The 14,657-nt window shown below is 36.4% G+C and carries 13 protein-coding genes and 1 pseudogene; all 14 read right to left on the bottom strand.

The window, feature by feature from the left end:
• Positions 1-3: 3 nt before the first annotated feature.
• Positions 4-951, bottom strand: a complete 948-nt coding sequence (locus AC1PU0_RS08475; RefSeq protein ID WP_206850053.1) for a thymidylate synthase — start codon at positions 949-951, stop codon at positions 4-6.
• Between the two features lie 12 nt (positions 952-963).
• Positions 964-2,850: an ABC-F family ATP-binding cassette domain-containing protein gene (locus AC1PU0_RS08470; protein WP_206850054.1), complete on the bottom strand. Its 1,887-nt coding sequence runs from the start codon at positions 2,848-2,850 to the stop codon at positions 964-966.
• Between the two features lie 56 nt (positions 2,851-2,906).
• Positions 2,907-4,970, bottom strand: a complete 2,064-nt coding sequence (locus AC1PU0_RS08465; protein WP_206850055.1) for a cation:proton antiporter — start codon at positions 4,968-4,970, stop codon at positions 2,907-2,909.
• 19 nt (positions 4,971-4,989) lie between these two features.
• Positions 4,990-5,268 (bottom strand): hypothetical protein, encoded by a 279-nt coding sequence (locus AC1PU0_RS08460; protein WP_083241820.1) that lies wholly within the window; start codon positions 5,266-5,268, stop codon positions 4,990-4,992.
• Between the two features lie 279 nt (positions 5,269-5,547).
• Entirely contained in the window at positions 5,548-5,895 is a 348-nt protein-coding gene (locus AC1PU0_RS08455) for a hypothetical protein (RefSeq protein ID WP_479998192.1), read from the bottom strand.
• Between the two features lie 32 nt (positions 5,896-5,927).
• Complete coding sequence (locus AC1PU0_RS08450) at positions 5,928-6,119, bottom strand: hypothetical protein (protein WP_069654904.1); 192 nt, start codon at positions 6,117-6,119, stop codon at positions 5,928-5,930.
• Positions 6,120-6,379: 260 nt separating this feature from the next.
• The gene (locus tag AC1PU0_RS08445; protein WP_206850057.1) at positions 6,380-7,228 is read right to left on the bottom strand and encodes a DegV family protein; all 849 of its coding nucleotides are present in this window, start codon (positions 7,226-7,228) and stop codon (positions 6,380-6,382) included.
• A 75-nt stretch (positions 7,229-7,303) separates the two neighbouring features.
• Complete coding sequence (locus tag AC1PU0_RS08440; RefSeq protein WP_206850058.1) at positions 7,304-8,431, bottom strand: LCP family protein; 1,128 nt, start codon at positions 8,429-8,431, stop codon at positions 7,304-7,306.
• Positions 8,432-8,541: 110 nt separating this feature from the next.
• A complete protein-coding gene (gene pheA, locus AC1PU0_RS08435) occupies positions 8,542-9,390 on the bottom strand; it encodes a prephenate dehydratase (protein WP_206850059.1) in 849 nt (282 codons plus the stop codon).
• A gap of 12 nt (positions 9,391-9,402) precedes the next feature.
• Complete coding sequence (locus tag AC1PU0_RS08430; RefSeq protein WP_206850060.1) at positions 9,403-9,903, bottom strand: shikimate kinase; 501 nt, start codon at positions 9,901-9,903, stop codon at positions 9,403-9,405.
• Positions 9,904-9,920: 17 nt separating this feature from the next.
• A pseudogene (gene aroA, locus AC1PU0_RS08425) lies at positions 9,921-11,164 on the bottom strand (3-phosphoshikimate 1-carboxyvinyltransferase).
• A gap of 95 nt (positions 11,165-11,259) precedes the next feature.
• Positions 11,260-12,351, bottom strand: a complete 1,092-nt coding sequence (locus tag AC1PU0_RS08420; RefSeq protein ID WP_206850062.1) for a prephenate dehydrogenase — start codon at positions 12,349-12,351, stop codon at positions 11,260-11,262.
• Between the two features lie 29 nt (positions 12,352-12,380).
• A complete protein-coding gene (aroC, locus tag AC1PU0_RS08415; RefSeq protein WP_111247876.1) occupies positions 12,381-13,547 on the bottom strand; it encodes a chorismate synthase in 1,167 nt (388 codons plus the stop codon).
• An 11-nt stretch (positions 13,548-13,558) separates the two neighbouring features.
• Positions 13,559-14,620, bottom strand: coding sequence for a 3-dehydroquinate synthase (aroB, locus tag AC1PU0_RS08410; RefSeq protein WP_206850063.1), 1,062 nt, complete (start codon positions 14,618-14,620; stop codon positions 13,559-13,561).
• Positions 14,621-14,657 lie beyond the last annotated feature (37 nt).

Below are 14,657 nucleotides of genomic sequence, written 5' to 3'. Positions count from 1 at the left end.
GAATTAAACGGCAATTGGTGCCTTGATTGTAGGGTGAGGATCATATCCTTCGATTACAATATCCTCCATCTCAAAATCAAATACTGATTTCTTATCTTGATTCAATTTTAAAGTTGGGAAAGAACGAATTTCTCTAGCAAGTTGCTTATTCATTTGATCGATGTGATTCGTATACAGATGAGCATCTCCTAAAGTATGAACAAAATCACCCACTTCTAAACCAGTTTCATGAGCAATCAAATGCGTCAACAATGCGTAACTAGCAATATTAAATGGGACACCAAGAAAAACATCTCCACTGCGCTGATACAATTGACAACTTAATTTTCCATCGTTGACATAGAATTGAAACATCGTATGACAAGGTGGTAACGCCATCGATGGGACGTCCTCAGGATTCCAAGCTGATACAATCAAGCGTCTGGAGTCTGGTGTTTTTTTGATCATTTCAATAACATTTTTTAATTGATCGATGAATCCACCATCTTTTGTTTCCCAATGACGCCATTGAGCACCATAAATATTCCCTAATTCACCATACTTAGACGCAAAATTATCATCTAATAAAATAGCATCACAGAATTTTGTGTGTTCTTTTTCATAACTTTCTTTAAAAGCTTCATCCGTCAGTACTCGACGACCAAAGTCAGTCATATCCGGACCTGTGTAATCTTCACTTTTGATGTAACGTTCAAAAGCCCATTCATCCCAGATATGATTGTTGTGTTGCAAGAGGAAACGGATGTTCGTATCCCCATTTAAAAACCATAAAAGTTCGCTTTTAATTAAGCCGAATGGTACCCGTTTTGTTGTTAAAAGAGGAAAACCTTTTGACAAATCGAAACGCATTTGATGACCAAAAATACTTTTTGTACCTGTACCTGTACGATCTTCTTTAAAGTGACCCTCCTTCAAAATTTTACGGCCTAACGATAAATATGCTTCTTCCATAGTTTCTGCCCCCTAATTTTCTGCAAATTCACTTAAATATTCCCAGCGTTCCATTTTTGATTCAAGTTCTTCTTCTGCGTTCGACAACTCTGTTTGAAGTTTTTGCAGTTTTGTAAAATCATCCCCTTGATGATTCATCTCTTCAGTCAGATGTGCTGTACGATCTTCAAGTTGTGCTATATCACTTTCGATTGTTTCCCATTCTTTTTGTTCCATGTAAGTCAATTTTGTTTTTTCTTTTTTCTCAATTTCTTTCATTGGTTTTGTTTCAGTCTTGATTGTCTTTTTCGATTGCTCTTTATTCGTCATCAAGTACTCACTCATCGAACCGAAGTACGTTGTAATTTGACCTTCACCTTGAAAAACAAGTAGTTTTTCCATCGTTTTATCAAGAAAATAGCGGTCATGTGAAACTGCGATAACTGCACCCTTGAATGTTTGGATATAATCTTCCAAAATCGTTAATGTATCAATATCCAGATCATTTGTTGGTTCGTCCAATAATAACACATTTGGCTGGCCAATCAAGAGTTTTAATAAATACAAACGACGTTTTTCACCACCAGAAAGCTTACCAATCACAGTTCCATGCATAAAGCGGGGAAATAAAAATCGTTCCAATAATTCAGCAACGCCAATAGTTGTTCCATCTGTCCGCTTCACTTGTTCTGCCGCTTCTTGTAAATAAGAAATCATCCGTTGGTTTGGATCCATTGCTTCATTTTGTTGGGTATAGTAAGCCAAGTTGACTGTTTCACCGATTGAGTACATACCACTCTCTAATTCTAAGCGACCAGCAAGAATATTCAATAATGTTGATTTTCCTGCACCATTTTTCCCAGTAATTCCAATACGATCTTTTGCTTGAATAAGTATATCAAAATCTTTTAAAATCGTCTTATGTTCAATTTGATAGTAACCATCTTTGATTTCTAAAACTTTCTTTCCTAATCGTTGCGTTGCAACATCGATTTCCAATTGACCTTTTTGGTTGACTTGATGAAGATTTTCTTTCAGATCATTGAAGCGATCTTGTCGCGCTTGCTGTTTGGTTCCTCGTGCTTTCACACCAGCACGCATCCATTCTAATTCTTGCTTATAAAGCTGCTTTCTTTTTTCTTCTTGTTCGACACCAACGCGTTCACGCTCAGCTTTCGCAATAATGTACGCTTCATAATTTCCTTTATATTCATATAACTTCCCAAAAGATAGCTCAAAAATTCGGTTTGTTACTCGGTCTAGAAAATAACGATCATGCGTCACCATTAAAATAGCACCGCGATATCCATTCAAAAAGCTTTCCAGCCAACTGATTGCTTCATAGTCTAGATGATTAGTAGGTTCATCTAATAGCAATAAATCTGGTGATTCGATCAATACTTGGGCTAAGCTAACGCGTTTCTTTTGCCCCCCTGATAGTTCACCGATCCTTTTATGCAACGTTTCAATACCTAATTTTTGTAAAATGATTTTGGCATCCGTATCCGCTGTCCAAGCATCTTCTTTATTCATTCGTTCTTCCGCTTGGGTATATTGCTTTTGAGCTGCTTCACTAAGTCCGTCATCTGCTAATGCAAGCAACGCTAATTCATAATTTTTGACCGCTTGAATAATCGGAGTGTCTCCCTGAAAAACGGCTTCTACAACAGTTAGTTCCGGATCGAATTCCTGGTCTTGTGACAGATAGCCTATTTGGTAATCGTTGGCTTGTTGGATTGCTCCGATATCTCCATCTCCGCTATCTTTACCAGCAAGGATATTTAATAAACTAGTCTTACCAGTTCCATTTGTACCAATCAATCCAATTCGATCTTTATCGTGAATATGGAAAGAAATGTGATCAAATAATGTCTTCTCTCCATATGTTTTCGTCAATTCATTTACTTTTAATTCATTCATATGCTCACGCCCTTTTCATCCTGCTTATTGTAACAAAAAAAAGCAAAAAAAAGAAGCTAGTTTTCTTCGTCTGCTTCTTTTTTTAATTCTCTTGTTAACTTTCTAAACGGAACAGCTCCTGAAATGTCATTAATTGAATAAGATTCTAATAGATTCACATTTTTCCGATACTCATTAGCCTCATAAGAAGAAATTATTTCAGATAGTTCATATTCATCGATGACTCTGCGTTCCTCTTGGTAACCAATCAGAAGCTCTTTAACGTAATTCGATTGAGAACGAACAATAAATGAGTCAATAAAGGTACCATCTTCTAATCTATGAGCAAATTGTAGTCGTCCTTCTATGAAAAATTGAATGATTTCGGCATCATAAACCCCTTTTAGATTATCTAAACTCTTCAAAACAACTTCCGTATTTTGTAAAAAGACTTGTCGAACATTTTCTAGTTCTTCTTTTTGAAATTCTCTTCGATTCTCATCTTCTTTTTTTGCAAATAAGTGTTTAGGATGGACGAAGAATGCAATGATTTGGCGCGCAAAAAGCAACCAAAAACCAATGATCGATAATAGTTGTCTAGCAATCGATCGTTCCATTCTAGAAATCAAGCGTTCGTAAAGTCGATACCCTTCAATACCAATTTCTTTTTGGCGAAAGCTTTCTTCTAGACCATCGCGCTCGATAGAAACAATCAATGCTCTTAACTCTTGTACCTCTTGCCGTTGATCTGAGGGCAATTGTTCTGTGTACAGTTCCTTAACACGATCTTGATAATTTTCGATTACAACATTCATTTCAACATGAGGATTATTATGATTTATTTTTTTAAGACGTTCAATAACTTCCTGCAGCAAGGTGATACCTTGTAAATTGTTGCTTTCTACCTCGTCAGATTCTGTTAAGAACGGTAAAAGGACAATACCACCGACCAATGTAACCAAAATTACACAAGCCGTAATAAACAAGAGCAACGAACGTTCAGGAAAATCTTGACCATTTAGAGTTAACGGTAAAATAAAAATAGTTGCTAAACTTACGGTCCCTTTTACACCACCAAAAGTCAAAATCAACATTTCATTCATCGACTGCCAAATATTTTTTAACCCGTTTTTTACACTATATATCAATACAATAGAGAAAAAGCGCGCAACAAATAATGTAACACTTAAAATCAATACAACAATCATCAGAAAACTGTTAGAATAGGTTTCACTATTCCAGATTGGTGAGAATACCTGTGATAACTCAATTCCCAAGAAAAGGAATACTAGAGCGTTCAACATAAACGTGATCGTTCCCCATGTACTTTCTGAAACACTTGAAAGTTCTGCTTCAAACAATGACACTTTTTTAAAACTAGCCGCTTGCATAACTCCTGCTACAACAGCAGCAATAATTCCGGAAACATGAAATAATTCAGCAACCATATACGCTAAAAAAGGCAACAGTAATTCTAACAATAGATAGCCCGTAACATCTCTTGCAGATGCTTTTTCTAAAACCATAACGATCTGACGTTTGATCATCACTAAAACAGCCCCTACGATAGCGCCTCCGATACTAGAAAAAATCAATGTAATCCCCGCATCCATCGCTGAAAAACTGCCTGTCAATAATGCAGCCAGTGCAAATTGAAACGCCGTAACACCGGACGCATCGTTGATTAGACCTTCACCTTCTAAAATATGCATCGCTTTAGGCGGAATTTGAATTTTCCCAGATAAAGAACCTACAGCTACTGCATCTGTAGGTCCAAGTGCTGCGCCTAAAGCAAAACAAGCTGCAATCGGCAAAGCAGGAATAACCATGTGTAACGCCCATCCTACGCTGACTAGTGTGATCAAAACACCAATAAATGCTAAAAATAATATTACACTAAAGTTTTTCATCGTTGCAGAAATATCATTTCGTTCTCCTTCTCGGAACAACAACGGTGCAATAATCATTACTAAAAATATCTCTGGTTCAAATACTATTTCACGACCGACATCCGTCAATCCAATTAAAACCCCTACAATTATTTGCACAATGGGTAATGGAATAATTGGTACGATTCGATTGAAGACATTTGAAAATGTTATCGCAAAAGCAAATACAATAATTAAATAAACAAACTCCATCTCGTATCCCCCTTACTAATCAATGATTGAGTTGTTTTCCTAAATACCGTAGTAATTTTTCTTTTTTACACATAATTTTTTTCTCTACTAAAGATAACTCTTTTTCCTTGTCACATAATTCTAATTGTGCGCGACGCGCTTCTAAGCGAAGTAATTCAGACTTGATTAATTCAATTTTTTTATAATTTAAAAAGTTTCTCTTTTTTATATGGTGTTCCCACTCCGCTTTTTTTTCAGGTGGTAACTCCTTGTATTTTTCGCGTAATTCAGCAATTCGTTGCTCTATTTCTTTATTCACAACAATACTTCCTTTCAGAATTTCTCTGCACATTATAGCAAACTGTTAAAGAAATACCTACTAAAATTTACTATTATTTAAAAAAAACTTTTTGAGAAAAATTTCTAACGCTTACATTTCAATAAAAGGGGAATAATGGTCATTCTACTTATTCACCTTCGTCTACTAGAATGCTGATTTCAGTATCTTCATTCAATCGCTCAGAAAAAAAGGCTAGTAAATCTTCTAATGGGATAGAAAATTTCATCATTGGACCTCGTCGTCCATTTTTAAAATAGTTTAAACAAATTTCTTTTTTTTGATCAATAGAGCCATCTTGTCTACGTCCTGATACAAAATACCATTCTTATCGAAGGGACCTAAAATAAGCCGATCATCTGACAATCCTTTTGTGTCTAATAAGAAACTCAAGACAAGCAACACTGATAAAAAACCACGAATGCGTTGATCAAAAGTTTGTTCCGTTACTAAAGTAAGAAGTAGAATAAGCAGGCTAAAACCAATCACTAACATATAAATAAGTTTTCTTTTGACACTTTTGATCAGGATGGTTTTTCTTACTAAAATAAGATAAACATACATGATCACAACAAAGGCTGATAACAGCAAAGTAAAATAATTTATCACCAAAATAGGCTCCTTTTATAACTTAACAATCGTTACTCTTTTTTATTTAGTTCTGTCAATTTCTGATTGATTTTTTTTATTTTATCCTTACAGGCTAATATATCTCGAATCATCTGATCTCTCTTATCGCCAAGCGGTAACCGATTAACTACTTGGTAATATGCAGCGAGTAGTTGAACTTGTTTCATTTTATCTTTTTGTAGACGTTCTTCAATTAGATTCATCCACTCGCCCTCCTTTTTTCTTTAAAGATCTCTTACCTTTAAAGGAAAATGACTATTGAATCGTTATTCTTTATCGATACTTGACTAAAAATGTATGATTTATTTATTATTATTGTAACATACTATATTTTTAAATTGAACTAACCAAACGTGTTTCCCAATAAAATAATAACAAATAGTTTAAGTAATAATAGCCACCTTTAGAATGAAAAAATAAAGATGAAACAGAAGCCGATAAACGCTTTGTTTCATCTTATTATTTATTGCGCTGAGATACAAATTCCGATTGCTTTCTCACCTAAATGGGTTCCAATAACTGGACCAAAATGACCGATTTCAATAATTGCTTCAGGATATTGCTTTTGAAGTTTTTCTTTCTCCTCTTCAGCAACTGCTAAGTTATTTGCATGGATTACATATAACTTCACTGGTCGATTGATTTCTTTATCACGTTGGCCAATAATATTTTCAGCACGGGCAAAAGCTTTTTTGGTCGAGCGAATCTTTTCAAATAAAATAATCTTACCATCTTCAAATGTCAAAATCGGCTTAATTTTCAATAATCCAGCAATCAGAGCCGCACCATTGGTTAAGCGTCCGCCACGTACAAGGTTATTCAGATCATCCACGATTAAATATGCATAGGTATTATCTCTGATGATATCTAATTTCGCAAATATCTCTTCTAAGCTAGCATTTTCCTTCACTAAATCCAAAGCAGCCTCTACCATATGTCCCATGGGTACACTTGTGATCTTAGAATCATACGGGTAAAGTGTCACACCTTCAATTGAATCGGTTAATGAAAATAATGTATTAACAAATCCTGAGATACCTGCCGAAAGATGAATACTGATAATCGTATCAAATCCTTTGGCTGCAATTCCTTTGTATAGTTCGATCACTTCACCTAAGGCAGGCTGAGAAGTTGTCGGAAACTCACTACTATTATTCAACAAGCTGTAATATTCGTCAGCTTCAATGTCGATTCCTTCGTTATATATTTTACCATCTAAAATTACAGGGATGGGAATAACAAACAGATTGGATGCGTCTTTGATCCGATCAGGTAAATAAGCTGTACTATCTGTCACAATAGCAATTTTCATTTTGTAACCTCGTTTCACTAAATTTACACGGTATTATAAATATAGCATAAATCAGTTCATAATTAAATAAAATACTTATTGGTCTAGAAAACTTTGTACGGCTGTTTTATTTGTGTCTAAATCGATTTGAAGAACACTACCCGCATAACCAATGTCTACATTACTCCATGATCCCTCAACTGGGATGGTTAAGCGCTCAATCCCGTTGCCACCTTTTAACAGGAATGAAGGGCCATTTTTTAGCATAAATGTCGTAGGAACATCTGTTGACATATACCCAACTAAACGACCTAAAGATTCTGGTGTACGAATCAATGCTAGAGGATTTTTTAATTGTCCCATCACGGCTGTCATAACTTGTTGCTGACGGCGCACGCGACCGAAATCCCCTTCTTCATCTTTTCTAAAGCGAGAATACTGTAAAAGTGTATGTCCATCCATTTTTTGACTTCCCTTGAAGATGTCAACACCGTCTAAATTTAGGTCTTTCTCAGCATCGATTTTAACTCCATTTGGAAACATCGAGTCAATAATTTTTTCAAAGGATTGAAAATCTACTTTAGCATAATAGCGACACTGAATATTAAAATTTTCCGCTAAAGTTTGACGTACTAAATCCGCTCCACCTAACGCATAAGCTGCATTGATCTTATTCTCATCATAGCCTGGAATATCAACAAAAGTATCTCGCATAAATGAAATCAATTTAGGTTTTTTTGAAGGTCCGTCCAATTGCAGTACCATAATAGTATCCGCGCGTCCAGAATCTTCTCCTCTTGTATCACTCCCTAAGATCAGAATATTATTTGCACCGTTCGCACTTTTTACTCCATTAAACGTCTCAATTGCTTCTTTTGGTAACGAAGTATCATTTTCAGCATATGATTTTCCTTTGAAAAAGAATCCAACTGCTAAAACAATCAGCAATACTAAGAATAAAGCGATTCTTTTAGGCCAGCTAAAACGTCTCTTTCGTCTCGGTTTTTTCGGTTTTTTTTCTTTTTTTGATACACTTTTTGCATTTTCAGTTGTTTCCGTTTGCTCTGCATACGGGTTTGAATCATTACTAGTTTCTGATTCCTGATAATAGCTACTTTCAAGTTCTTCTGTGTATTTTTTTTCTTTTCTTGGATTAAAACCATTTTTTTCTTCTACTGGTTTTGACTTATCATGTATATGTTTATAGCGATCTACACGGCTCATCATTTCCACCTCACTTCGATTAACAACATTTATAAGCATACCTTATTTTGCCATAAATTCCTATTAGATAGACAAAATTTAACAAAAAATAAAAAGACCTTTTCAGATCTTTATACTCCGTTGATTGGATGTATCGCGTAATTTCCGAATATTTTTACCGTTCCACCCAGTAAACGTATTTCTTCTAAAGCATTATCTAATAATTGTTGTGGTTTTTGAACATTAATATCAATCAAAAAAAAATATTCTCCTAACGTTGTTTTCAATGGCCGTGACTCAATCTTACTCAAATCAATTTCTCTCCAACTGAAGGCAGATAATGCTTTATGCAATGCGCCAGGCATATTATTGGGCATGGTGAGCGCAATCGTTAATTTATAACCACTTGACTTAATTGGTACGTCGACTTTCTCTGATCCAATCACCCAAAAACGTGTCTCATTGATTGCAACATCTTGAATGTCTTGCCCAACAATTTCAAGATCATATTTCTCAGCAGATAGAATAGGTGCAATAGCAGCAATTTTTTGTTCAGGATGAAGTGCGACAAAGTTAGCTGCATACGCAGTCGAAGGTGTCGCTTCAAGATCCGCCATTGGAAAATAAGCATGAATGAACTCTTGCGATTGTGCTAAAGCCTGAGGATGAGACAAAATTTTTGTAGTCTCCTGCCAAGATCCTTTGTTTTCTTTTGAGACCATCAATTGCTGGAAGATTGGTAAAACAATCTCCGCGCCCACAGGGATTGTTGTTTGATGAAACAGATAGTCTACGGTCGTGTTGACAGATCCTTCGATTGTATTTTCAATCGGTACAACACCCAAATCAACTTCACCAAACTCAACACCTTTAATACAAGCTGGAATCGAATGATAAGATATCAACTCGTCGGCAGGAAAAGCAGTTTTTGTTGCAGTATGTGTAAAAGAAGCTTCTGGACCTAAAAATCCGACTTTCATTAGCTCACCTACTTATATATTCTCTAAAATTTCACGAACGATTTCTTCTGGTGTTCGTTCATCTGTATCAACGACTATGCTAGCACTTTCTTCATAAAGAGGGATTCTTGGCTCAAAAACTTGTTTGATTTCTTCTGGAGATTTTGATACAACTAGAGGTCTAACCGTTGTATGATCGTGTTTCAAGCGCGGAATAAAGACTTCTGGTTTTGTTTGTAAATAAACAACAGGTGCCATTTGTTTTAAAAGTTCCCGATTCTCCGGTCTCATGACGATACCGCCACCTGTTGAGACCACTTGATTATGATCTAAATAACGTTTTAAGACATTCGTTTCTCTTTCTCTAAAAGCAGCTTCGCCATGTAAATCAAAATATTCTTGAATCGTCATACCGATTTCTTCCACGATTTTATCATCAAAATCAATATGTTCCATTCCAGTTTTTTCTGAAAGAAGTTTCCCGACGGTCGTTTTACCAGCGCCCATAAAACCAATTAAAATAATCCCCTTCATCTTTGTTCCTCCGTTTATCAATATAAGTTGTTTAAATCTTCAAAAAATCTTGGATAAGAAACAGAAATTGCCTCAGCTTTTTCTAATTCTACTGTTCCATCTTTTACCAAAAGAGCTGCAATTTGCAACATCATGCCAATGCGATGATCACCGTAACTAGTGACCTTTGCAGCATATAGCGGCGTTTTACCATGAATGATCAGTCCGTCATCAGTGGGTTCAATATTTGCTCCCATTTTAGTTAATTCAGTTGCAACTGCATCGATCCGATTAGTTTCTTTTACTTTCAATTCTTCAGCATCACGAATGATTGTCGTCCCTTCAGCTTGAGTGGCTAATAATGCAATGATTGGCAATTCATCAATCAAACGAGGAATAATTTCTCCGCTGATTTCGACGCCTTTTAAATTACTAGTTTCAACTGTTAAAGTTCCGGCTTTATTCGCTTCGCTTCCTGTTTCTTGAATCGTTAATGTCCCACCCATTTGCTGAATAACATCAATGATGCCGGTGCGTGTAGGATTCAACCCAACATTGTTCAGTGTAATTTGGCTATCTGGGACAATTAAACCCGCTGTAAGGAAAAAGGCTCAGAAGAAATGTCTCCTGGCACAATGACTTCTTGTCCTACAAGTTTTTGTGGACCAGTGATACTGATTTCTTTTTCTGATACAGAAATTTCTCCACCAAATTGACGAATCATATCTTCCGTATGATCCCGCGTTTTCTCTTTTTCTACAATAACTGATTTTCCTTGTGCTTGTAAAGCAGCAAACAGAATCGCTGATTTCACTTGTGCACTCGCAACAGGCATTTGATACTGAATCGGTTGTAAATTTTCTGTACCTTTAACCGTTATAGGAGGAAACTCTGTCCCGTCATGCCCCGTGCACTCAGCTCCCATTTGATTGATAGGTAACATAACTCGGTTCATTGGTCTTTTAGCAATTGAGTGGTCACCAAATAATTCTGTGCTAAAGGAAGTTCCTGCTAAAATCCCCATGATTAATCGAATCGTTGTCCCAGAATTCCCGACATCGATTGCTTGTTTCGCTTGTTTTAACCCAGAAAAACCAGTTCCATAAACCGTTATGACTTCACCATCATCTTCTATTTCAACTCCTAAATCTTGAAATGCTTTCAGGGTACTTAAACAATCATCTCCTCGTAAGAAGTTTTTAATTGTTGTAGTTCCGTGTGCGATTGCACCAAACATTATACTTCTATGAGAGATTGATTTATCACTAGGAATATCGATCATTCCGTTTAAACTAGTTTTATTGATTACTAAATCCAAAATAGCCCTCCTAAATGTAAAATAGTGTAACTAGATACAGCAACACGCAATTTCGATATTTACTTTTCATAACACTTGTAAGCTGTCTCTTTTTCAATAATTTCTTTCGCCTTTTCTGAATCTTCTTCTCGTTTAAAACTTAATTGTAAAATCCCATAGATATCTTCACGCGTTTCAAGAATTTTCAAATTAATTAGGGACAATTGCGCTTTGCCAAGTAATGCTGTTATCTCGGCAATTACACCTGGGACATCAGGCACATCCACAAATAAATCATGGAATGCAGGAATCGCCCCCTCTTTATGAACGGGCATTTGATTTCTTGTTTCCTTTGCTTCGTAGAAAAATTGAAAAATCGCTTCTTTGTTTCCGTTTTGTATCCAAGTCGAAACTTGTTCCATTTCAGCTTGCCATGAATGCATTAGTGCCAACAATGCTTCTTTATTACTCATTAAAATATCTGTCCACATTTGCGGATCAGAAGATGCAATACGCGTGATATCTCGAAATCCACCTGCAGCTAATTGTTTAGAGCGTGGATGTTCTTCGTTAAAAACTTTACTTTGGTTAACTAAACCAGCAGCAATAATATGTGGCAAGTGACTAAGCATTCCTGTAATTTGATCGTGCTCTTGGGCTGTAAGTACTACAAATTTTGCTCGTGTTCCTTGCAACAATTTTTGCAGTTCGTTGCCTTTTTTTTCAACCTTCTGAGAGGTTAAAATATAATAGGCATTCTCAAATAAATTTTCATCCGCCGCTGTCACACCAGATTTGTGTGAGCCCGCCATTGGATGTCCACCGATAAACGTTTTTAATCCAGCTTTTTTTGCCGCATGCATAATTTCTACTTTCGTACTACCGACATCTGTAATAATGACCTCTTGTTTTAAAGGCAGAGTACCTAATAAGTCTAGTTGACTCAGCATACTTTTTACTGGAGTACACAGAAAAATGAAATCAGCTAATATAGCAGCTTCTTCTATGGAATTACCTCTTTCATCGATGATTTTTCTTTTTAAAGCAAATTCTTCTGAAGTTTCTTGACAATCTATTCCGATAATTGTGACTGATGGGTGTTCTTTTTTGATACACAATGCTAATGAGCTACCAATCAGTCCTAGACCGACAATCAAAACCTTTTTATTCATTCCGTGTCACTCTCCATTTTTATTTTTTATTAAAAAGTTTGAGTATAACGGCGATACGATTCAACTTCTTCTTTCATTTGTTCAAAAGCATCACTGCCAAATTTTTCCAGCATTGCTTGGGCAACTTCTGTTGCGACAACAGCTTCACAAACGACACTTGCAGCTGGAACCGCAGTACTATCTGAGCGTTCCACACTTGCTTTATAAGGTTCTTTTGTATCAATATTGACACTTTGTAACGGTTTGTACAATGTTGGAATAGGCTTCATAACGCCTCTAACAACAATCGGCATTCCATTTGTCATACCGCCTTCAAATCCACCTAGATTGTTCGATGTTCTGGTATAACCTGTTGTTTGATCCCAAACGATTTCATCCATTATCTGGCTACCAGGTTTGAATCCCATTTCAAATCCAATTCCGAATTCAACCCCTTTAAAGGCATTAATACTTGTAACAGCTTGAGCGATTTTGGCATCAAGTTTGCGATCCCATTGAACATAACTGCCCAATCCAATTGGCACTCCGCCCACAACTACCTCAACAACTCCGCCGATCGTGTCACCATTCTTCTTAGTTTTGTCGATTAAATCACGAATATCTTGTTCGACTAACGGGTCAAGAACTCGGACATCTGAATTTTCAGAGCGTTCTTGGATCTCTTTGACTGTTAGGTTATCTGGGATTTCAGCTTTGATCCCGCCTAATATCGCAACATGTCCTGCTACTTCTACATCTAGTTCTTTTAATAGTTTTTTAGCAACAGCGCCAATTGCAACTCGCATCGTTGTTTCACGAGCTGATGAACGTTCTAATACATTTCTAAGATCATCGTGTTGGTATTTGATTCCGCCGACAAGATCTGCATGACCTGGTCGTGGCTTATTTACCCGTCTTATTTTTTTCTCTTTTTCCGAAACTTCTTCAATTGACATGACCGAAGTCCAATTTTTCCAATCTTTATTTTCAACAACAAGAGTTAACGGGGAGCCTAGTGTTTTGCCGTGACGAATGCCTGAAGTGATTCTTACTTGATCTTTTTCAATCAGCATTCTTCCGCCGCGACCATATCCGCCCTGTCTTCTAGCTAACTCGAGATTGATATCTTCCGGTGATAATGGCATCCCTGCTGGTAACCCTTCTATAATGGCTGTTAATTCTGGTCCATGTGATTCTCCCGCTGTAATAAAACGCATATGATTTCCTCCTAATTTAAATAACCCTTCATTTCTTCAATTGGAATTCGAACGATTTTTGCTTCACCGATCGAATCCAATAAAATAAGATTAATTTTCCCGCCTCGTGCCTTCTTATCATGAGTTAATGCCGCATATAGTTGCTCTTGATCCCATTGATTTGATCTAATCGGTAAATGAAATTTTTGAATCATTTTAGTCAATTTTTCTGTTGTTCCTTTTGGCGTTAGTTTCTTACTTTCGGCAACTCTTGTGACCTGACTCATCCCAATTGCGACTCCCTCGCCATGAGTTAAATTGCCGTATCCTGCAGTGTTTTCTAATGCATGACCGATTGTATGACCAAAGTTAAGAAGTAAGCGAACTCCGTTATCCAACTCATCTTCTTCTACAACTTTGCGTTTGATTTTACAGCAGGCAGCTATAATTTCTGTTGCATGAGCTTTTAAATCATTCTCATCCGTCAGTGCATCTAATTTTTGCCATAAGTCCTGGTCTGCGATAGCAGCAGATTTAATAATTTCGGCGATTCCTTCTTGAATCCTTCTTACCTCCAATGTATCCAAAGTATCTGGATCAATCAAGACACCATCAGGCTGAGCAAATGTGCCTACTAGATTTTTAGCTTTTTTCGTATTTACAGCTGTTTTTCCACCAATACTACTATCAACTTGAGCCAACAAAGTTGTTGGAACTTGTAAAAAATGAAGACCTCTCATATAAGTTGATGCAACAAATCCAGCTAAATCGCCAACAACTCCGCCACCTAACGCTATGATTCCATCGCTTCTAGTCATGCCTTCATCTGCTAAAACATCATAAACTTCAGCCGCTACAGACAAACTTTTACTTTGTTCTCCTGCTTTGATTACAAAGGTTGCTGTCTCAAAACCTGCTTCTTTTAAACTTTTTTGAACTTGCTCACCATATAATGGTTGAACATTTGTATCTGTTATGATCACGATTTTCTGCGGCAACCATAACTCTTTTACCCAAGAACCGATAGTTTTCAACAATCCTTTTTCAATAGTCAGATCATACGAGTGATTAGGTAAAGTGACCGTGAGTTTCATTTGTTTCAACTCCTATTTTTTAGTGAAGAGAAAAAAT

It is taken from the genome of Enterococcus sp. XAF26B05_ASV22 (assembly GCF_056727285.1).
Note: the sequence above shows the minus strand (reverse complement) of the source record. Positions and strands in the feature narration are given on the sequence as shown.